Source organism: Terrabacter ginsenosidimutans, from assembly GCF_039539425.1.
Lineage (GTDB): Bacteria > Actinomycetota > Actinomycetes > Actinomycetales > Dermatophilaceae > Terrabacter > Terrabacter ginsenosidimutans.
Genome location: NZ_BAABDC010000002.1, coordinates 89,233 through 109,643, shown reverse-complemented (window position 1 = coordinate 109,643; position 20,411 = coordinate 89,233). Strand labels below are relative to the sequence as shown.

Here is a 20,411-nt window from a genome sequence, read left to right as displayed (position 1 = left end):
GAGACCACTGGGCTTGACTTCGTCAAGGGTACGCGTGCGCCTCTCGGGCGAACAACTGATTTAACGAAGTTTTCGGAACTTATTTTTGCAGGGCAACGCTATCCCGCGGATTCCTCTGCGGCAGAACGGTTTTCGATCAATTCTTCTGGGTCGGCGCCGGCGAGGATCGCCAGGACGTCGCTGCCGTAGCGCTCGAGCTTCGCAGCCCCCACACCGCTGATGACCGACAGTCCACCCTCATCCGTCGGCGAGTCCTCGGCGATCGCGGTGAGCGTCGCGTCGGTGAACACGACGAACGCCGGCACGCTCGCCTCGCGCGCGACGGCCAGTCGCCACGTCCGCAACCGCTCGAACGTCGCCTCGTCGTAGGTGGGCGGGCAGTCGTCGCACCGGCCGGTCTTGCGCTGCGCTGCGGAGACCAGCTCGGCGCCGCAGCCGCGACAGTGTGCGAGTCGCGCGACCTTGGGAGCGGAGCGCTTGGACCCTCCGGAGCGGGCCTCGCTGCGGGCGCCCTGGCCCAGGATGTCGGCCGCGGGCGCGAGGAAGCGGGAGACACGGCGGGTGGCGCGCGCCCCCGGTGTGCGGGCGCCGGACCACGACAGGAACAGCTGCCTTCGCGCGCGGGTCAGCCCGACGTAGAGCAGCCGGCGCTCCTCCTCGATGGCGTCGGGGCCGTCGGCCATCGAGATCGGCATGAGCCCGTCGGAGGCGCCGACGAGGAAGACGGTGTCCCACTCGAGCCCCTTGGCGGCGTGGAGGCTGGCGAGGGTCACACCCTGCACTGCGGGCGCGTGCTGCTCGGCCGCACGACGGTCCAGCTCGGCGACCAGCTCGGGCAGTCGGGCCTCGGGGGCCGCTGCCGCCATGTCGTCGGCGAGCGTGGCCAGGGCCGTCAACGACTCCCAGCGCTCACGCGTCGCGCCGCTGCCCGAAGGGGGCTCGTGCGACCAGCCGGCCCCGGTGATCACGTCGCGCGCGATCTGGCCGAGCGGCTTGTCGCCGTCGTCGCTGCGTGCGGCACCGCGCAGCAGCAGGATCGCGTCACGCACCTCCTTGCGCGCGAAGAAGCGGTCACCCCCGCGCACGAGGTAGGCCACCCCGGCATCGGTGAGGGCCGACTCGAAGGCCTCGGACTGGGCGTTGGTGCGGAAGAGGATCGCGATCTCGGCCGCCGGGTGACCGCCGTCGACCAGGGTGCGGATGCGCTGGGCGACGGCAGCGGCCTCGGCCGGGTCGTCGGGGTGGTTCGTCAGCTCGGGCACCGGTCCGGGCTCGGACTGGGCGAGCAGACGCACCGCACCGTCGCGGGCGGCCTGCGTGCCGGACGCGACGATCGTGTTGGCGAGGCCGACGATCTGCGGGGTCGAGCGGTAGTTGCGGACGAGCCGCACGACCTGGGCTCCGGGGAAGCGCTGGGGGAAGCCGACGAGGTGGCGGGGGCTGGCTCCCGTGAAGGAGTAGATCGTCTGGGCGGGGTCGCCGACGACGCAGAGGTCCTTGCGCTCCCCCAGCCACTGGTCGAGGAGCCGCTGCTGCAGGTCGTTGACGTCCTGGTACTCGTCGACGACGAACTGGCGGTACTGGCCCCGAACCGTGCGCGCGATGTCCTCGCGCTCGTCGAGGATGCCGACCGTCAGGAGCAGGACGTCCTCGAAGTCGATGACCCCTCGGCGCTGCTTGACGTCCTCATAGGCCTCGAAGAGCCTCGCCATGGCCGTGAGATCGAGGCCGGGAGGCTCACGGCGCTGCTCTCGGGCGCGGGCGGCATACGACTGCGGCGTCAGCAGGTTGACCTTGGCCCACTCGATCTCCGCGGCCAGGTCGCGGACGGTGGTGCGGTCGAACTGCATGCGCAGGCGGCTCGCCGCCTCCGCGACGGCAGCCGCCTTGTGGCTCATCACCTCGGGGGCCGCTCCGCCGATGGCCTGCGGCCAGAAGAAGTGCAGCTGGCGCAGGGCAGCGGCATGGAACGTGCGGGCCTGCACGCCCTGGACGCCGAGGCCGCGCAGGCGCGTGCGCATCTCACCAGCGGCGCGGGCCGTGAAGGTCAGCGCCAGCACCCGTTGCGGCTGCTGCGCGCCGGAGTGCACGGCATACGCGATGCGGTGGGTGATGGCGCGGGTCTTGCCCGTGCCGGCGCCCGCGAGGATGCACAACGGGCCCGGCGGGGCCATCGCGACCTCACGCTGCTCGGGGTCCAGCCCGTCGAGGATCTGGTCGGCGGAGGGTACGGCGCTCAGGAGTGATCACCCTTCAAGGTGGCCAGCACGCTCGCGGCGTGGTCCGGCACGTAGTTCTGCTCGTGCTGCGGCGGTCGCTCGTAGCCGCGCGGGGCCGGCCGCCTCGGGACGGGGGGCACGTCGGGGGCGACCTCCGCGTGCGGGATGGAGCTGAGCAGGTGGTGCATCACGTTGACCCTCGAGCGGCGCTTGTCCTCGGACTCGACGACGTACCACGGAGCGTGGTCGCTGCTCGTCCGGGCCATCATGATGTCCTTCGCCTCGGAGTAGTCCTCCCACCGGGTGATCGACTCGAGGTCCATCGGCGAGAGCTTCCACTGGCGCATGGGGTCCTTGGCGCGGGAGCGGAAGCGGCGCTCCTGCTCGACGTCGGAGACGCTGAACCAGTACTTGCGCAGGATGATCCCGTCGTCGACGAGCATCTGCTCGAAGACCGGCGCCTGCTCGAGGAAGCGGGAGTACTGCTCGTCGGTGCAGAAGCCCATGACCCGCTCGACGCCGGCCCGGTTGTACCAGGACCGGTCGAACAGCACGATCTCGCCGGCAGCCGGCAGATGGGCGATGTAGCGCTGGAAGTACCACTGCGACTTCTCGCGGTCGGTCGGCGCCGGGAGCGCCGCGATGCGGGCGACGCGGGGGCTGAGGTACTCGGTGATCCGTTTGATCGCCGAGCCCTTGCCGGCGGCGTCGCGGCCCTCGAAGACGACGACGACGCGCTGCCCCGTGGCGCGCACCCACTCCTGGAAGGCGACGAGCTCGGCCTGCAGGCGACGGACCTCGGTCTCGTAGACGTGGAGGTCCATCTTCCGGGGTCGTTTTGCGCCGCGCTTGGCCATGGGGTCATCCTTGCATCGAGGGACGACGGCCGTGGCGCCCGTCCCCACCTCCGCACCACGAGTCGACGACACGCCGGCGACGAGCCGACGCCGAACAAGGGAAGCCATGCCCGACACCAGCCAGGTCACCCCCGAGCAGGGCTCGGTCACGATGTTCACGACGACGTGGTGCGGCTACTGCACCCGCCTCAAGGGCCAGCTGTCCCGAGAGGGTGTCCCGTTCACCGAGATCGACCTCGAAGCCAACCCCGAGCACGTCGACCTCGTCGAGCAGGTCAACGGCGGCAACCGCACGGTCCCGACCGTCGTCTTCCCCGACGGCTCGGCTGCGACCAACCCGTCACTCGCCGAGGTGCGCTCCCGCCTCGCCGGCTGACTCACCCGCTGACTCACCCGCTGGCTCGCCCGCTGACCTCAGGCTCGGCTCAGAAGCCGGTGGCCAGCCCCGGCGGGACGACGGACTCGACCGTCTGGCCGAGCCAGTGCTCGATGATGCGCTTGGCGATCGAGATGCCGCTCGGCGTGCGGATCGTGCCGCTGCGCAGCAGGTCGCGATACTCATCGCGGCTCACCCAGCGTGCCTCGGCCATCTCGACGGGGTCGATCGTCAGCGCCGTCTCGCGGGTCGTCGCCTCGAAGCCGATCATGACCGACGACGGGAAGGGCCACGGCTGGTTGCCGAGGTAGCGCGCGCCGTCGACGCTGACACCGACCTCCTCGGCCACCTCGCGGGCGACCGCTGCCTCGAACGACTCCCCGGGCTCGACGAAGCCGGCCAGTACCGAGAAGCGTCCCTCGGGCCAGTGGGCCCCGCGACCCAGGAGCAGGCGGCCGTCCGGGTCGACGACCGACATGATGACGGCCGGGTCGGTGCGCGGGTAGTGCTCGCTCCCCTCCCGTTCGCACCGCCGCACCCAGCCTGCCTGGGCGGGCCCGGTCGGGGCGCCGCAGCGGGGGCAGAAGCGGTGGGTGGCGTGCCAGTTGGCGAGCGCCAGGGCCGTCGTGAAGACGCCGGCGTCGAGCGGGGCCAGGGCTTCGCCGGCCTGCCGAAGGGTCAGCCATCCATCCTGTGCGGGGTCGACCTCACCGTCTGCGGCCTGCGTCACGACGCCGACGTATGCCGTCCGGTCGCCGTCGCGCCCGAGGAGCAGTCCCAGCCGCGCGTGATCCGCGGGCTCCGGCGCACGCAGGACGAGCCGGAGGCCGTCATCGGTGGCGCTCCCTGCGCTCCCGGCGGTGCCACCACCGGGCGCGACGTGCATCCGGTCGCCTCGGACCTCGACGACCCTCGTCCGCGGGTCGTCGAGCAGCTCGGTGAGGATCTCGGGGCGACGGCGCTCGAGCGCCACCCGGTCCAGTGCGCTGCGCGAGAGCGCAAGGTCGGCCAGGGTCTCCTCGGTCAGTGCCACACGGCCCACCCTAGGGCGGCTGGCTCGTGCCCTCCCACCTGCGCCCACCTGCACCTCCCACCCGTGCCATCACTCCCGTGCGGTCACACCGGCGTTCGCCTCGACTCCCGCGAACCACCGGCCCGGGCGTCGCCTCCCACGCTCAGCGCGCCGCTCGACCTACGGTGGTCTCGTGACGCGCAGCCCGCTCTTCCTCGCCGCCCTGGCGAGCTCGGCCGTGCCGGGCCTCGACCCGGTGACCGTGGAGGGCGTGCCCAGCGAGCCCGGCGACCTGTTCGAGATCGCCTACGTGCAGGACAGCCAGGACCGCCGGTGGGTCGTCAAGGCGCCGTCTACTCAGGCCGCCGGCGCGATGCTCGACGACATCTCCGCCCTCTCCGGGCTGCTCGGGCGGCGGCTCGACGTGGCCATGCCGATGGTGCGGGGCTTCGCCGCGGTGCCCGAGGGCCGCGCGGCCGTGTACCTGCGCGTCCCGGGCCGCCCGCTCGACCTCGCCGGGCTGGAGCCCGGTCCGCTGACGGCCGAGGTCGGACGCACGCTCGCCCACATCCACAACGTCGAGCACCTGCTGTTCGAGGAGGCGGGGCGGCCTGCATACGACGCGGAGGCCCACCGTCGTCGTCAGCTCTCCGAGCTCGACCGGGCCGCTGCCACCGGGCACGTGCCGACCGGTCTGCTCACGCGCTGGGAGCACGCCCTCGAGGAGGTGTCGTTGTGGCGGTTCGCCCCGACACCGGTCCACGGCACCTTCGTCGGACACAACATCCTCGCCTCGTTCGACGACGACGACGACTCGTCGACGGGTCACGTCCGCGGGGTCCTGGCGTGGGAGGAGAGCCGCGTCGGCGATCCCGCCGACGACTTCGCCGAGCTCGCCAGCGTCGCCCTGCCCGCGACGCTCGACGCCGTGCTCGAGGCCTACGCGGCGTCCAGGATCGAACGCCCCGACGTCCACCTCGTCCGTCGTGCTCGTCTCGCCGCCGAGATGGCGCCGCTGCGCGCCCTGCTCCAGGCGCTCGCCTCGGGACAGCTCGACGTCGTGGAACGCACCGCCGACGACCTCCGGGCCCTCGACGCGCAGGTCGAGGCGGACGATCGTCGCCACGCGCTCGAGGACGCCGAGCGGAGCGAGCGCACCCGGCAGTCGCACGAGAACGCCGCTGCCGTGCTCGACCCCGACGACCCCGAGCGCCCCGAGCCCGAGTGGGACGCGACCCAGCCGCACGTGCCGTTCCCCATGCTCGGCGAGACCCAGGCCATCTCGATGACCTCGCTGCTGGACGGGCAGCACGAGCCTGCGGCCGGGGAGACCGGGCCGGCAGCCGACCTGTCCGAGCCCGCAGCGCCACACGCCGAGCCGTTCCAGACGTCCGAGCCGCACGAACGGGACTCGGAGGCGGCCCACGCCTCGACGGCGTCGCCCGCCCCGGAGCCGGCCGAGGCGCTGGCACCGGCAGCAGCGGACGCCTCCGGCCTCGTGGGCTCGGCGCGGGCCGACGAGGCCAACGAGGCCTACGCCGCCGTCGAGGAGTCGCAGCCGGTGCCCGTCCTGGCGGCGGACGCCGACGCGTCGACCTTCGAGATCGACGAGGTCGAGGCCCTGCCCGAGGACATCGACGGAGTGCTCGACCTCCACGAGGGCGCCTCCGACTTCGTCCCGGTCGAGCACCACTCAGAGCGCACCGAGCGCCCCACCCGCGACGCCCCCGCCTGACCCCAGTCGAGTGAGCGCTCAGCCCCAGTCGAGTGAGCGTTCAACACCAGGCGAGCAATGACGCATTCTGCACCGGCCCACCAGAGTGGGACGGGGCGCTCACTCGAGTAGGGGTCGAGCTAGTCGGGCAGGGTGCGCAGGAGGTCGACGAGCGCGGCCTCGCCGGGGAGGTCGGGGCGGACGGTGATGCCCTGGCCGGCGTAGTAGAACGCCGCATCGACGAGCGACGGGTCGACGCCGCGCAGACGGGCGAAGGCGACGGCATACGCCCCGAGCTGGAGGGCGCGGACTGTGGCGTCCCGCCCGGTGGGCCGGGCACCCGTCTTCCAGTCGACGACGGTCCAACCGCCGTCGTCGCGGGGGAACACCGCGTCGACCCGGCCGCGGACGGCGATGCCGTCGATGATGGTCTCGATCGACATCTCGATCTCCTCCGGGATGCGGTCGGCCCACTCGCTGGCGAGGAACCGGTCCTTCATCGCGTCGAGGTCGCTGTCGTCGGCCGCGCCCTCGTCGGCGCTACCGGGCAGGTCGAGCACGTCGACGAACGCGGCCCGGGAGTAGTGCTCCTCGATCCACGCGTGGAAGGCGGTGCCCTGACGGGCAGCCACGGCCGGCGGGCTGGGCATCGGCCGGCGCAGCGACATGGCGAAGGCCTCGGCGTCACGGGCCAGCGACACGACCGCGGACGCCGACAGGTGGCGCGGGACGTCCACGACGGGCTCGCCCCTCGATCGACGGGCAGCCTGCTCCGCCAAGAGGATCCGCAGATTGTCGACCCGCGGGTCCCCGTGCGGCACCACAGGACCCGCGTCGACGAGCGAGGCGATCCGACGATGGGCATCGAGCAGGCCGGCGCGTCGAACACCCATCGGGTCGTGAGGCCAGAGCTGCGAGACCGGGACCGCAAGGTGCGGGTTCGTCGGGGCCGCGGCCTTGCCCTTGTCGTCGACGACCGGCTCTGGGTCGGCGGCCCAGGCCCTCCGGGCAACGGCGCCCGGCAGCGTGTCCTCGACCTCGGTCAGGAAGCGGGACGGCACCGACAGGGTCTTCTTGGCGGCGCCCCAGAGATGCGTCGTCAGGAGCATCGAGGAGCGGGCGCGGGTCAGCGCCACGTAGGCGAGGCGGCGCTCCTCGGCAACGGCGTGGCGGCCTCCGTCGAGGACGAACGCGTCGATGGCGGCGCTCAGCGCCTTGCGGTCCGGGACCCCCCGCCAGTCGAGGTGTGGCAGTCCGGCGCGGTCACCGCGAAGGTCGTAGGGAAGCGAGTCGAGCCCGATGAGCCAGCCCTTGTCCTTGACGTCGCCGGAGCAGGCGTATGCCGTGGGGTCGCTGTCGACGACCGGTGACACCGCGGTCGCGCCGTGGGCGGGGAAGACTCCCTCGACGAGGGTGGGGACGGCGACGACGTCCCACTCGAGACCCTTGGCGGCGTGGACGGTGAGGACCTGGACGGCGTCGGCGTCGGACTCGGTGTGCCCGGCGTCGAGGCCACGCTCCTGGTCCCGGGCGGCGTCGAGCCAGCTGAGGAAGCCGGAGAGGGTCGGGCGGTCTGCGGTCGTGGCATAGCGCGCGGCGACGTCGGCGAACGCGTCGAGGTGGACTCGCGCCGTCGACGCGGTGTGCTCGGGCCGGGACAGCACCTCGATGTCGAGCCCGATCGCGACCTCGGCCTCGGCGACCAGGTCGACGAGCGGCAGTGCCGTGAGCCGGCGCAGGCGCCGGACGACGGCCCCGAGGTCGTGCAGGCGCGCCAGGGCCTCGTCGCCGATGCGGGCGCCGTCTCGTCCCGTCCAGCCGGGTCGGGGCAGGTCGTCGAGGGCCTCGACGAGCGTGGCCGTGTCGGCGCTGTCGGCGGCGAGGTCCGAGCCCCGGCGGTCGATGACGGCTTCCTCGTCGGGGGCTGGGGCCCCCGGCGCCGTCCCCGGATCCCCTGCGGCTGCAGGGTCCGTCGGCGGCGTCGGCGGTGGCGTCTGCGGGGCCTGGCGCAGCTCGGGGCCGTCGTCGACGACCGGAGAAGCCCCGGGTCGGGGCGTGCGGGAGTGCAGCTCGCGCGCCCAGGCCCAGAGCCCGGCCAGGTCGGCTGCCCCGAGGCGCACGACCGGCCCGGTGAGCAGGCGCATCAGCTGGTCACCGCGCGTCGGGTCCTGCACGACCCAGAGTGCTGCCACGAGGTCGCTCACCTCAGGGGTCACGAGCAGCCCACCGAGGCCGACGACCTCGACCGGGAGCTGCCGGCGCCGCAGCGCCTCGAGGACCAGCGGGAAGGTCGAGCGCCGACGGCACAGCACCGCGGCGCTGCGCCCCGTGCGTCGCCCGCTGGGGCTGAACCAGTGCGAGGCGATCCAGCCGGCCAGGTGGTCGGCCTCCTCCTCCGCGGTCTCCAGGCGGGCCACCTCGATCGAGCCGACACCGGCGCCCGGGCGGGGCCGGAGCGGCTGCACGTGCTCGGTCGCGAGCGGCGCCGCGACGGCGTTGGCGGCGTCGAGGATGAGCGAGTCGTTGCGCCAGCTCGTCGAGAGCGGCAGCACGTCGGCGGGCCCGGCGTCGCTCGCGAACTCGGAGGGGAAACGCAGCAGGGTCGTCGCGCTCGCCCCGCGCCAGCCGTAGATGGACTGGTTGGGGTCGCCGACTGCGGTGAGCGCCACCCCGGGGTGGTGGAAGAGCGATCGCAGCAGCTCCAGCTGCGCCTCGGAGGTGTCCTGGAACTCGTCGAGCAGCACGGCCCGGAAGCGCTGGCGCTCGATCTCGCCGACGGCCGGGACCGACCGCGTCAGCCGGGCGGCGATGGCCATCTGGTCGGCGAAGTCGAGCGACTCCCGCTCACGCTTGAGGGCGAGGAACGCCTCGACGATCGGCAGCACCGTGCGTCGCTCGCGCAGCACGGCGACGGCATCCCGGGCCGCGGTGAGCGAACCGCGGCCCTCACCGTCCGGGAGCGCGTCGAGCCGGGCCAACACGGCATCGAGGTGGTCGATCACCTCGCCCGGCGTGCGAACGTGCTCGGCCATCTCACCGGCGAGCGCCATGACGGCCTGGATGACGGTGGCCTCGCTCTTGACGACATCGTCCATCGGGCCGTCCCACCGGGACACGGCCTCGGCGGCGAGCTGCCACGCACCGGCCTCGGTGAGGATGCGGAACTCCGGCTCGATGCCGACGCGGAGGGCGTGCTCGCGGACCAGACGGCCGGCATACGCGTGGTAGGTCGAGACGGTCGGGGTGCCGCCGAGCACCTCGGCGCCCGTGCCGTCGTCGGCGGGCGGGGTCCAGATGCCCGCGCGCTCGAGACCGCGCAGCCGCTTGGCGATGCGCTGGGAGAGCTCGGCTGCAGCCTTGCGGGTGAAGGTGAGTCCGAGCACCTGGTCGGGGTCGACGAGGCCGTTGGCGACGAGCCACACGACGCGCGCGGCCATCGTCTCGGTCTTGCCCGAGCCCGCGCCGGCCACGACGAGCAGCGGACGGGCCCCTGCCTCGATGACGGCGGCCTGCTCCTGGGTGGGCGGCGGCATCTCCAGGGCCGTCGCGATGTCGAGGGCGCTGTGCTGCACGGCGGTGGCGGGTCGCGTCTCGGTGGAGGTCACAGCGCGTCCCCCTCGGGCTGGACGGGGCACGCCGACCGGACGGGGCAGGTCTCGCAGGCCTTGCCCTGAGTGGCGCGGAACTCGGCGCCGCCCATGCCCTCGGCGGTCTCCTGGACGAGCCTGCGCGCCCAGGTGGGGTCCTCGCTGCTCGTGAGCGGCGGTTGGGGCAGCACGCTCGGCTTGAGTCCGGACAGGCCGCCCTTGCCGATGAAGACGAGCGCGGCCCCGGCGCTGCGCTCACCGAGACCCGGGAAGCCCCCCTCCTCGACCGCCACCTGGTAGGCCCCGAGCTGGCCGTGCTCGGCCAGCTCGGCCCTGGTCGGCTTGGACTTGCCGGTCTTGAGGTCGATGATCCGCAGGCGACCCTCGGCGTCGCGCTCGATGCGGTCGACCCGACCGGCCACGACGGCCCGGCCGACCTCGACCCGGAAGTCGGTCTCGATCCCGACGCGCTCCCAGTCACGCTCGGCACCGTCGCGGTAGGCGGCGAACCGGGCCACCATGTCGTGCGCCTCCTGGTGGGTGCGGTCGGTGACCCAGCCGGGCTTGAGCCCGAGCCGCCCCCAGCGTTCGTCGACCTCGTGCTTCAGCTGCTCGAGCGGCGCGTCGGGCAGCTCGGCGACGATGTCGTGGACGAAGGTGCCGACGGACGCGGCGCCGAGAGACACCCCCTCGCCGCCGACGGACGTGAGGAACCAGCGCAGGCCGCACTCCGCGAAGTAGGTCACCTTGGACGGCGAGACCGGGACGGGCTCGTCGGGCCGGCGGACCGGTCGCTCGCTCGTGACGGACCGCAGCGCCCACCACGAGCGGGGGTCGGCGCCCCGAACGCCTTCGCGGGCGGCAGCAGCGAGCAGGTTGAGGGCGGGCTCGGCGACGCCGGGGTCGGGGCTGACCGCCTCGCGTCGCAGCTCGCCGACGAGCCCGGGCAGGGTCATCGTGCGGGCCACCTCGGAGTGGGGGCGCACCTCGTCGGCGAGGCGAGTCGTGGCCGGCGGGTCGACGAGGTCGAGGTAGACCGAAGGCTGCTCGTCCTCGTTGCCGACGGCAGTGACGAGGAGTCGCTCCGTGGCCCGGGTGACGGCGACGAGGAAGAGGCGTGTCTCGTCGTAGCGCACCGCAGCCTGAGCGGCGCGGAAGCCGAGCGGTCGCTGCGCCACGACGTTGACGAGGTCCTCGGAACCGAGCACCGAGCCACGCAGGCGCAGGTCGGGCCACACCCCCTCCTGGACCCCGGCGACGACGACGATGCGCCACTGCCGACCGGCGGCCGTCTGTGGAGTCAGCAGGGCGACGCGGCCACCGGACTGGCCGCCGACGAGCAGGGTGTCGCCCGGCACGTCCTGTCCCTGGATGTGCTCGAGGAACTTGTCGGGACCAGCGGTGGGCAGCCGGTCGACGAAGGCCCCGGCGGCGTCGAAGAGGGCGAGCACGGCGTCGAGGTCACGGTCGGCCCGCTCCCCCGATGTGCCTCCCGCCAACGCCTGCCGACGCCACCCCTCGGCGACGCCCGCGCCCTCCCAGATCGCCCACAGCACCGACTCCGCGCTGACTCCTTGGGCCCAGCGACCGTCGTCGCCCACGCGTGCCGCGGCGGCACCTGCCGCGAGTGCCGTCGCGATGCGTTCGGCCGGCCGGCCGGTCGAGCCGAGCAGGCGGGCCCGCGGCGGCGCCTGGAGCAGCTCTGCCAGCAGCTCGTCGCTCGAGCGTCCACCGCCGGAAGCGAGCTCGTCCTGTCGCAGCAGCCGACGCAGCCGTCGCAGGCCCACGGTGTCGGAGCCTCCGACGGGCGACAGGACGAGGTCGGCGGCCCGGACCGGGTCGATGACGTGGGCCTCACCCCGGTGCTCGGCACGAGCGATCTCGATGCTCTCCTCGAGCAGGTGGAGCAGTGGCCGCACCGCACTCTCGTCGCGGACCGGGGTCTCCGCGCTCCCGGCCTCGATCGGCACCCCGGCCTGCCCCAGCAGGCGGCGCATCGTGTCGGCGCGTCCCGACCCACGGACCACGACGGCCATGTCGGTCCAGGGCACGCCCTCGACGAGGTGGGCACGTCGCAGCAGGGCGGCGACGTGGGCGGTCTCCTGCGCGGCGGACCGCAGGAGCGCCACCTCGACGGAGCCCCGCGTCGGGTCGGTGGTCGCCGGCGTCATCCGACGCTGCTCGCCACCGCCGAGGGCGCCGATGCGTCGGGACACGCGGTCGGCGGTGCCGGCCATCGCGGCGCCCAGCCGGTGCGTCCGGTCGAGGACGACGGTCTCGCTCGCGCCCTCGTCCAGGTCGTCGATCAGGTCGAAGAGTCCCCCGACGAAACGCGGGTCGCGCCCCGACCCTGCGAGGTCGGTCCAGCCGTCGGCGAGGAAGCGCGGGTCGGCGCCGCGGAAGGTCTGGACCGCGCAGTCGGGGTCGCCGAGCAGCACCACGCGCGGCCCGCCCGGTCGCGCGACGACGCGCAGCAGCCGGGCCGCCGCCGAGGTCAGCTCCTGGGCGTCGTCCACGACGACGAGGCGGATGCGCTCGTGGAGGCGGTCGAGGGCCGATGCGTCGTCGTCGAGGAGCTCGGCGACGGCCGTGAGCACCCACGCGGGGTCGTAGGACCCGTGGCGGCTGAAGGAGGTGACCTGGTCGTACTCGCGCAGCACGTGCGCGGCCGCGGCCCACTCGGGCCGGTCGTGCTCGATCGCGAGCTGCGCCAGCTCGTCCGGCCCCTGCCCGAGCTCGACGGCACGCATCAGCAGGTCACGCAGTTCATTGCGGAACCCGCGGGTCGTCAGTGCCTCGCGCAGCTCCTCGGGCCAGACCGGTCCGGCCACCTCCCCGGAGCGGTGCCCGGCCAACAGGTCGCGCAGGATGACGTCCTGCTCGGGGCCGTTGAGCAGCCGCGGCGGCGGGTCGCCGCGCAGGGCCGCCTCGATGCGCAGCACGCCGAAGCCGAACGCCTGCCACGTGCGCGCGAGCGACTCGGTCGAGGTGCCCCCGAGACGCACGGTGACCTGCTGGCGCAGCCGGGCGGCCGCGCTCCGGCTCGAGGTGAGCACGAGGCACGCGTCGGCGCGCAGCCCCTGCCGCCGCACCGCGTCGACGACGAGCTCGACCGCGAGGGTCGACTTCCCGGTGCCCGGGCCGCCGAGGACGCGCAGCACCCGGGCGGTCGAGTCGAGGGCGGCTTGCTGCCGCTCGTCGAGCCGCACCTGGGCCGGTGCGAGAGCAGGAGCTCGACGGAGGATGACCACCGGAGGATTCCATCACGTCGCGGGGACACCTGCCCGGTCCGGGGTGTCGCCCCGTCCGCACCGGTCTCGGCGGTTTTCGGCGGGCCCCCGGTCGTCCCCCTGCCGCCCGTCGTCCGACCACCCGTCGGGCCGATCTTCCCGCTCGTCACGGTCGCGGCGGCGGACCTCGTGCTCGCCGACATCCCGACCGGGCTGCCCTTCTTCCCGGACGACGGACAGGTCCACGCGGTGCGGGTCGAGGGCGCCGCCGGCACGAGGAGGTATGCCGTGTGGATCCCCGCGCAGGCACCGATCACCCTCGAGACCGTCCTGGAGTCCCCCGACGGGCGCACGGCCCGGGCGACGGGCACCGTCCAGCCCTAGCCGGCACACGGCATACGTCCTCGAGACACGCACCGGGAACGCGAAGGGCCCGGGACGGCGAGCGCCGTCCCGGACCCCGCGTGCGTCAGGACGTCATGACACGTCGAAGCGGTCGGCCTCCATGACGTGGGACCAGGCGGCGACGAAGTCGTTGACGAACTTCTCAGCGGCGTCGTCGCTGGCGTAGACCTCGGCGAGGGCGCGCAGCTCGGAGTTGGAGCCGAAGAGCAGGTCGACGCGGCTGCCGGTCCACGTCTGCTGACCCGCGGCGTTGGTCGCGGTGAACTCGTCGGCGGCCTCGTTGGTCGGGGTCCACGTCGTGCCGAGCTCGAGCAGGTTGACGAAGAAGTCGTTGCTCAGCGTGCCGGGACGGTCGGTGAACACACCGGTCGTCGAGCCGCCGGTGTTGGCACCGAGGACGCGCAGACCTCCGACGAGGACCGTCATCTGCGGGGCCGAGAGGCCGAGCAGGTTGGCGCGGTCGACGAGGAGGTACTCGGCCGGCACGCGACCCGACTTGCCGAGGTAGTTGCGGAAGCCGTCGTGCTTCGGCTCGAGGTAGCCGAACGACTCGACGTCGGTCTGCTCCTGGGAGGCGTCGACCCGACCGGCGCGGAAGGGCACCTCGACGGTGACGCCCCCTGCGGCAGCGGCCTGCTCGACCGCGACGTTGCCGCCGAGGACGATGAGGTCGGCGAGGGAGACGGTCGCGCCGCCGCGGCCGTTGAAGTCGGCCTGGATGCCCTCGAGCGCCCGCAGGGTCGCGGCGAGCTCGGCGGGGTCGTTGACGTCCCAGCCGCTCTGCGGCTCGAGGCGCACGCGGGCACCGTTGGCACCGCCGCGCTTGTCGCTGCTGCGGAACGTCGAGGCCGAGGCCCACGCCGCCTTCACGAGCTGGGTCGTGGACAGGCCCGCGCCCGCGATGGCCTGCTTGAGGGCCGCGACGTCGTCGGCGCCGACCGGGTCGCCCGAGGCGGTCGGCAGCGGGTCCTGCCAGAGCAACTCCTCCTGCGGGACCTCGGGGCCGAGGTAGCGCTCGATGGGGCCCATGTCTCGGTGGGTCAGCTTGAACCACGCGCGGGCGAAGGCGTCGGCGAACTCGGCGGGGTTCTCGTGGAAGCGCCGCGAGATCTTCTCGTAGGCCGGGTCGACCCGCAGCGCGAGGTCGGTCGTCAGCATCGTGGGCAGCCGCTTCTCGCCGCCCTCGTTGGGGGCCGGGATGATCGCCTCGGCGTCCTTGGCCACCCACTGGTTGGCCCCGGCCGGGCTGTGGGACAGCTCCCACTCGTGGCCGAAGAGCACGTCGAAGAAGGTGTTGTCCCACTGCGTCGGCGTCGGGGTCCACGTCACCTCGAGGCCCGAGGTGATGGCGTCCTGGAGCTTGCCGGTGCCGTAGGACTGCTTCCAGCCCAGCCCCTGTTGCTCGAGCGGGGCTCCCTCGGGCTCGGGGCCGACGTACGTGAGCGGGTCCGCCGCACCGTGGGTCTTGCCGAAGGTGTGGCCACCGGCGATGAGAGCCACGGTCTCCTCGTCGTTCATCGCCATGCGGCCGAACGTCTCGCGGATGTCGCGCGCCGAGGAGAGCGGGTCCGGGTTGCCGTTGGGACCCTCCGGGTTGACGTAGATCAGGCCCATCTGGACCGCCGCGAGGGGGCTCTCGAGGTCGCGGTCGCCGGTGTAGCGCTCGTCGCCCAGCCACTCGGCCTCCGAGCCCCAGTAGACGTCGTCGTCCGGCTCCCAGACGTCCGCGCGTCCGCCACCGAAGCCGAAGGTCGTGAAGCCCATCGACTCGAGGGCGACGTTGCCGGTGAGCACGATGAGGTCGGCCCACGAGAGCTTCTGGCCGTACTTCTTCTTCACCGGCCACAGCAGGCGGCGGGCCTTGTCGAGGTTGCCGTTGTCGGGCCAGGAGTTGAGCGGCGCGAAGCGCTGCTGGCCGGCTCCGGCGCCGCCGCGCCCGTCGTGCACGCGGTAGGTGCCGGCGCTGTGCCAGGCCATGCGGATCATGAAGGGGCCGTAGTGGCCGAAGTCCGCGGGCCACCAGTCCTGAGAGTCGGTGAGCACGGCCGCGATGTCGGCCTTGACGGCGGCGAGGTCGAGGCTGTTGAAGGCCGCGGCGTAGTCGAAGTCGTCACCGAGCGGGTTGGCGACGGCGGGGTTCTTGGCGAGCACCTTGAGGTTGAGGCGGTTGGGCCACCACTCCTCGTTGCTCGTGCCACCGGGACGGGTCGCCCGGTCGTGGGCCACGGGGCACTTGGCGGCCTCCGGCTCGTTCATCTCGCCGACTTCGGCGTCAGGCTTGGCGGTGTGCTGCTGCTCAGACACGGGACGTCCTTCTCTTCTTCGGGTGGGCATTCAGGAGGCGGCCGCGGCAGCGCACGAGGGACAAAGTCCCCAGTACGTCACCTCGGCCTGGTCGATGAGGAAGCCATGGCTGTCGGATGCCGTGAGGCACGGGGCCTCGCCGACGGCGCAGTCGACGTCGGCGATCGCCGCGCACGACCGGCACACGACGTGGTGGTGGTTGTCGCCCACGCGCACCTCGTAGCGGGCCACGGAGCCCGTCGGCTGGATGCGGCGCACGAGCCCGGCGTCGGTCAGGGCCCGCAGCACGTCGTAGACGGCCTGGTGGGACACGTCCCCGGTGGCCTCGCGGACACGTCGGATGACGGTGTCGGTGTCGGTGTGCGGGTGGTCGTGCAGAACCGTGAGCACGGCGAGCCGCTGGCGCGTGACGCGGAGTCCGGCCTCGCGCAGCTGCTGCTCGACCTGGGCTCCGGACATGGTTCGAGTCTGGTCCGCTTTCTGGAACAAATCAAGTCTTGACAGGGCGGGCGTCGTGGAGGTCGTGGCGCCACACGCGCCGCCTCGCTCCCCGTCCCGGCCGATGCCGAACACTATGCTGGCGCGAGCGTCGGGAGGCGCCCGACCCATGCTCTGACGGAGGACGACGAACCGTGTGGTACACCGAGGTGCTGAGGGCACTGCACGAGCGGTTGTCGCCGAGCACCTACCTCGAGATCGGCGTCAGCGACGGGCACAGCCTGTCGCTCGCACGGTGCCGCTCCATCGGGATCGACCCCGCGTTCTCCCTGACCCACCCGGTCGACGCGGACATCGCCCTGGTCAGGACGACCAGTGACGACTTCTTCGCCCACCGCGACCTCGCCGACCTCACGCGGGGGCTGCCTGTCGACCTCACGTTCATCGACGGGCTGCACCTCGTCGAGGCCGCCCTGCGCGACTTCGTCAACGCCGAACGCCACAGCGGCCCTCGCTCGGTCGTCGTCCTGGACGACATGCTCCCCCGTGACGCCGAGGAGGCAGCCCGCAGCCGCCACAGCCGCGACTGGGCGGGCGACGTCTTCCGTCTCACCGAGGTGCTGCGACGCTACCGGCCCGACCTCGTCGTGCTCCCGCTGGACACCGAGCCGACCGGGATGGTCCTCGTCGCGGGGCTCGATCCCCAGAGCACGGTCCTGCCAGACGCCTACGACGCCATCCTGGCGGAGTACCGCCGGCCGGACCCTCAGCTCGTGCCCGCCGAGATCCTCGACCGCATCGACGCCGTGCCGGGGCGCCGCCTGCTCCAGTCGGACCTCCTCGACGCCCTCGCCGACCGGTCGGGCGACGCCCGAGCCTGGCGCGACCGCGTGGACCGCGCGGTGCTCGCCTGCGCCGGTCCGGCCTACGTCGGGGACGAGTCGTGAGCCACCGCGTGAACGGACTCGCGCAGACGGTCCTCGACCTCGTCCAGACGGGCGCTCCTCCCCACGACGGGACCGGCGCTGCGGAGCAGGCCTCGCCACTCGGTGCTCCCGCCGTGCGCGACATCGTGCTCGTCCTCGGTCACGACACCGTCGAGGTCGCGACCGAGCTGGGCCGGCGCCTCGGGGAGGTCACCATCCACGTGCTCACCGTCTCGGCGGACGACCCGGCCCGCACCGCGGCGCTGCCGGCGAACGTTCGGGTCACGACGTGCCTGACCATCTGGGACCGCGTCCACCACGTCGCCACCCTGCCGCGCCCTCAGCTCGTCGTCGAGTCCGGCAACGGGCGCAAGGGGCAGAAGCTGGCCTGCTTCCGGGAGATGTTCCTGCTGCTCGAGCCTGGTGGGTGGTACGTCGTGGACCGTCTGTCCGACGTCGCCGACCCGGCCCTGCACGACGTGCCGGGTGAGACGGTGCTCGACCTGCTCGACCGCCTCGCCACCCCCGACACCTCCGACGGCTCCACCACCTCCGGGGCCACCACCTCCGGCCCGGCCGGCGCGGCCAGCGAGGCGGAGACCCTCGATGCGGCCGATGCCGAGCTCCGCGAGTCCTCCTCTGCCATCGTGCGTTCCGGCGACGCGGCATTCGTCCGCAAGACGAACCGGCACCGCTTCAAGCTCCGGGACGCGCGCGCGTCCGAGATGCTCACCCGCCGCTACGGCGACACCTGGGGCCGCGTCGTCGAGACCCGGCCCGCCTACTCCTATCCCAGCCGCGCCACGGTCACCGTGCACGGCGAGGGCCCGGTCCACGGGCCGGGCACCGTCAACGTGCCCGAGCAGTCGCTGCGCCGCTACTGCGCCCCCACCGTCCTCCCGCGCCAACGAGTGATGACGGGCGACTTCTACCTCCCCGACACCTTCCGACACCACCTCGGTCGCCGACTCGTGCACCACACCATGGTGGGCGGCAACGCCGCCCTCGACCGGCTCCTGTCGCGGTGGGAGCCCACCCCGACCGACCTCCCCGGCAGCTACGTCTACCTCGACACGGAGTACCCCGGTCACTACGGCCACGTGATGACGGAGGTGATCTCGCGCTACCACGGCTGGACCGAGGCGCGTCGTCTCGACCCGGACGTCCGCCCGCTCATCAGCCTCCGCGAGGGGCAGACCGAGGTGCCCGACTACCAGCGCCGGCTCCTCGACGCCCTCGGCATCCCCGCCGACGAGGTGGCCTACGTCCCGCACGACGCGGCCGTGCGGCCCGAGGTGCTGTATGCCGTGACGCCGGGCTTCTCGATGCCGCACTACGTCGACCTCGGGCTGGGTGCCCTCTACGCGGAGATCGGGCGCCGGTTGCACACTCCGCACCTCGAGACGCCGGAGCGACTCTTCGTGTCCCGCCGCCCCGGCGGCTGGCGCACCTGCCACAACCTGCCCGAGGTCGAGGAGTGGTTCCGCCGCGAGGGCTACACCGTGGTCTACCCGGAGGACCACTCCTTCGGCGACCAGATCAGCATGTTCCGCCAGGCCCGCCGGATCGCGGGCTTCGGTGGCAGCGGCATGTTCAGCCTCATGTTCGCCCCCGGCGCCCGGTGCGTCCTGCTCTCAGGCAATGCCAACACGGCCAACAACGAGTACCTCATCGGTTCCGTCGTGGGGCTCGACCTGCACTACTTCTGGTCTCCCAGCGACATCCAGCACCCGGAAGGCGGCTGGACCAACGAGGCCTTCCACTCCGGCTTCACCTTCGAGCTCGACCGGTTCGCGGACGACCTCCGCGCAACCCTCGCGGACTGACCTCTCCGGGCCGGGTCACCGCAGGCCGGTGACCCGGCGGTAGGCGACTCGGAACGCCGGAACCTTCGAGAGCTTCGAGACGACCGGGTCGACACCGTGCGGGAGGTGCCGCCGCAGGGCTGCCACCGGACCGGACGCGCGTGGCCTCGTGCCCGGTCCCTCGTCGTCGGCCACGGCCGACAGGTCCGACGCTCGCATCGCCACCACGGTGAACTCACCCGTGCGCGAGACCAGCACCGCACACCCCGTGGCCGCCGCCGGGCCGCGACCGAAGCTGCACTCGAGGACGGCGCTGCCGGGGAGGCCTGCGAGGCGGCACTCGACCCGGGGGTCATCGTCGACGACGAGCCGTGCGGGCAGGGTGTGCCCGTCCAGCAGCAGGGCGCCTCGGACGACGCGGGCGTGACCGTGGCGAGCCAGCTGGGGCAGCCTGATGGTCAGCAGTGAGCCTGTGGCGTCCTCGACGACCGAGGTCTGACGCGGGTCGAGGGGACCCAGGAGCGAGCGACCGGTCGCACCGACGTCGATGACGAGCGCGTCCTGGTCTGCTCGTGCACAGACGAGCCTCCCGTCGACCACGGCCGGTGCTTCCGTCGCGAGTCCCGCGGGTGCGCCGACCCGACCCACGAGCGGCGACCGGTGCGACGCCGGCGCGCCCTCGCCCTCCTCGTCGTCGGTGTCGGTCGGCTCCACCTGCAGCCAGACCTCGAGCTCGTCGTCGACGTCGTCCGGCGTGACGCCGATCCGGGCCGACCACTCCAGACCTGGCTCGGTGTCCTCGTCGTCGCCCGAGACGGTGAAGGCGTCGACCGGCACCGAGCGAACGGTGTGGTGGTGGCGACCGACGAGCACCAGCTCCGCCCGCGCCGCTCCACCTGCGTGCAGTGGCGCCCGGCCGTCGAGCTCGAGCATTCCGTCGACCCAACGGGCCCGCGCTGTGACGTCCGGGACCACTTTCGCCGGGTCCGGGGCCCACGGGCCGCGCCGCCCTCGCAACGGCACGGGCACGACGACCTCGGCGCCGCGTTCATCCTCGACGCCCCGAGCGCGACGAGCCCCAGAACCGCCGCGGCGTGTGAGCACCAACGGCGTGGCCGTCCCGTCCGGTCCGGCGCGTTCCGGTCTCACGACGAGCACGTCCTCGGTGGCCGCGTCGGACGTCAGGGCTGCCAGTCTGCTCAGCGCGGTGGGCTCCAGCCGGTCGTCGGCCGCCAGGTCCAGCACCCACTCGCCCTCGGCACCGGCCCGGTCGACGTCGTCCACGAGCACCCGCACGTTGGGACGGCGCGCCGCCATCCGCTCCAGTGCGGCGACGTGGCCGCCACCGGGGGTGGCCAGGACGAGCTCCCACTCGCTGACCGCCGACGTCTGGCTGTCCAGGTGTCGCACCAGCGACGTCGAGGCGGCGACGTCCTTGTCCGTCACGGGGGTCCACACGGTGATCCGGCAGAGCATCGCTGTCGTCATCCTTGTCGAGGCCTTTTCGAGGCGTGCTGGAGGCTGTGCGCCACCCTAGC

13 protein-coding genes are annotated in these 20,411 nt (G+C 73.0%); 5 read left to right on the top strand and 8 right to left on the bottom strand.

Annotated elements, in window-relative coordinates:
• Window positions 1-98 precede the first annotated feature (98 nt).
• Entirely contained in the window at window positions 99-2,213 is a 2,115-nt protein-coding gene (locus tag ABD831_RS06475) for an ATP-dependent DNA helicase UvrD2 (RefSeq protein WP_344945346.1), read from the bottom strand.
• A gap of 23 nt (window positions 2,214-2,236) precedes the next feature.
• Window positions 2,237-3,076: a polyphosphate kinase 2 gene (gene ppk2, locus ABD831_RS06470; RefSeq protein WP_344943302.1), complete on the bottom strand. Its 840-nt coding sequence runs from the start codon at window positions 3,074-3,076 to the stop codon at window positions 2,237-2,239.
• Window positions 3,077-3,182: 106 nt separating this feature from the next.
• Here ppk2 and ABD831_RS06465 point away from each other — a divergent pair, with 106 nt between their 5' ends.
• On the top strand, window positions 3,183-3,452 hold the full coding sequence (locus tag ABD831_RS06465) for a mycoredoxin (protein ID WP_344943299.1): 270 nt from the start codon (window positions 3,183-3,185) through the stop codon (window positions 3,450-3,452).
• 49 nt (window positions 3,453-3,501) lie between these two features.
• On the opposite strand, the gene nudC is transcribed toward ABD831_RS06465, so the two are convergent.
• Window positions 3,502-4,485: an NAD(+) diphosphatase gene (gene nudC / locus ABD831_RS06460; protein ID WP_344943296.1), complete on the bottom strand. Its 984-nt coding sequence runs from the start codon at window positions 4,483-4,485 to the stop codon at window positions 3,502-3,504.
• A gap of 172 nt (window positions 4,486-4,657) precedes the next feature.
• On the opposite strand from nudC, the gene ABD831_RS06455 reads away from it, so the two are divergent.
• On the top strand, window positions 4,658-6,199 hold the full coding sequence (locus ABD831_RS06455) for a phosphotransferase (RefSeq protein ID WP_344943292.1): 1,542 nt from the start codon (window positions 4,658-4,660) through the stop codon (window positions 6,197-6,199).
• A 119-nt stretch (window positions 6,200-6,318) separates the two neighbouring features.
• Here the strand turns inward: ABD831_RS06455 and ABD831_RS06450 are convergent, their stop codons facing one another.
• Both ABD831_RS06450 and ABD831_RS06445 read right to left on the bottom strand, forming a co-directional pair.
• Window positions 6,319-9,783, bottom strand: coding sequence for an ATP-dependent helicase (locus ABD831_RS06450; protein ID WP_344943289.1), 3,465 nt, complete (start codon window positions 9,781-9,783; stop codon window positions 6,319-6,321).
• The gene (locus ABD831_RS06445) at window positions 9,780-13,016 is read right to left on the bottom strand and encodes an ATP-dependent helicase (RefSeq protein ID WP_344943286.1); all 3,237 of its coding nucleotides are present in this window, start codon (window positions 13,014-13,016) and stop codon (window positions 9,780-9,782) included. The genes ABD831_RS06450 and ABD831_RS06445 overlap by 4 nt, the downstream gene beginning before the upstream one ends.
• A gap of 168 nt (window positions 13,017-13,184) precedes the next feature.
• On the opposite strand from ABD831_RS06445, the gene ABD831_RS06440 reads away from it, so the two are divergent.
• Window positions 13,185-13,379, top strand: coding sequence for a hypothetical protein (locus tag ABD831_RS06440; RefSeq protein WP_344943283.1), 195 nt, complete (start codon window positions 13,185-13,187; stop codon window positions 13,377-13,379).
• Between the two features lie 93 nt (window positions 13,380-13,472).
• On the opposite strand, the gene katG is transcribed toward ABD831_RS06440, so the two are convergent.
• Both katG and ABD831_RS06430 read right to left on the bottom strand, forming a co-directional pair.
• A complete protein-coding gene (katG, locus tag ABD831_RS06435) occupies window positions 13,473-15,656 on the bottom strand; it encodes a catalase/peroxidase HPI (protein WP_344945343.1) in 2,184 nt (727 codons plus the stop codon).
• Between the two features lie 78 nt (window positions 15,657-15,734).
• A complete protein-coding gene (locus ABD831_RS06430; protein ID WP_344943281.1) occupies window positions 15,735-16,163 on the bottom strand; it encodes a Fur family transcriptional regulator in 429 nt (142 codons plus the stop codon).
• A gap of 173 nt (window positions 16,164-16,336) precedes the next feature.
• Here ABD831_RS06430 and ABD831_RS06425 point away from each other — a divergent pair, with 173 nt between their 5' ends.
• Both ABD831_RS06425 and ABD831_RS06420 read left to right on the top strand, forming a co-directional pair.
• Window positions 16,337-17,089 carry a class I SAM-dependent methyltransferase gene (locus ABD831_RS06425; protein WP_344943278.1) on the top strand — a complete coding sequence of 251 codons (753 nt, stop codon included), beginning with the start codon at window positions 16,337-16,339 and terminating at the stop codon, window positions 17,087-17,089.
• Window positions 17,086-18,894, top strand: a complete 1,809-nt coding sequence (locus ABD831_RS06420) for a glycosyltransferase family 61 protein (protein ID WP_344943275.1) — start codon at window positions 17,086-17,088, stop codon at window positions 18,892-18,894. Before ABD831_RS06425 ends, ABD831_RS06420 begins: the two co-directional genes overlap by 4 nt.
• A 15-nt stretch (window positions 18,895-18,909) precedes the next feature.
• Here ABD831_RS06420 and ABD831_RS06415 read toward each other — a convergent pair whose 3' ends face one another.
• A complete protein-coding gene (locus ABD831_RS06415) occupies window positions 18,910-20,361 on the bottom strand; it encodes a hypothetical protein (RefSeq protein ID WP_344943272.1) in 1,452 nt (483 codons plus the stop codon).
• Window positions 20,362-20,411 lie beyond the last annotated feature (50 nt).

What these genes read in the sequence shown, in the direction of transcription:
- ABD831_RS06430 (WP_344943281.1), bottom strand. Translation starts at nt 16,163, where the DNA reads ATGTCCGGAGCCCAGGTCGAGCAGCAGCTGCGCGAGGCCGGACTCCGC.
- ABD831_RS06465 (WP_344943299.1), top strand. Translation starts at nt 3,183, where the DNA reads ATGCCCGACACCAGCCAGGTCACCCCCGAGCAGGGCTCGGTCACGATG.
- ppk2 (WP_344943302.1), bottom strand. Translation starts at nt 3,076, where the DNA reads ATGGCCAAGCGCGGCGCAAAACGACCCCGGAAGATGGACCTCCACGTC.
- ABD831_RS06415 (WP_344943272.1), bottom strand. Translation starts at nt 20,361, where the DNA reads ATGACGACAGCGATGCTCTGCCGGATCACCGTGTGGACCCCCGTGACG.
- katG (WP_344945343.1), bottom strand. Translation starts at nt 15,656, where the DNA reads ATGAACGAGCCGGAGGCCGCCAAGTGCCCCGTGGCCCACGACCGGGCG.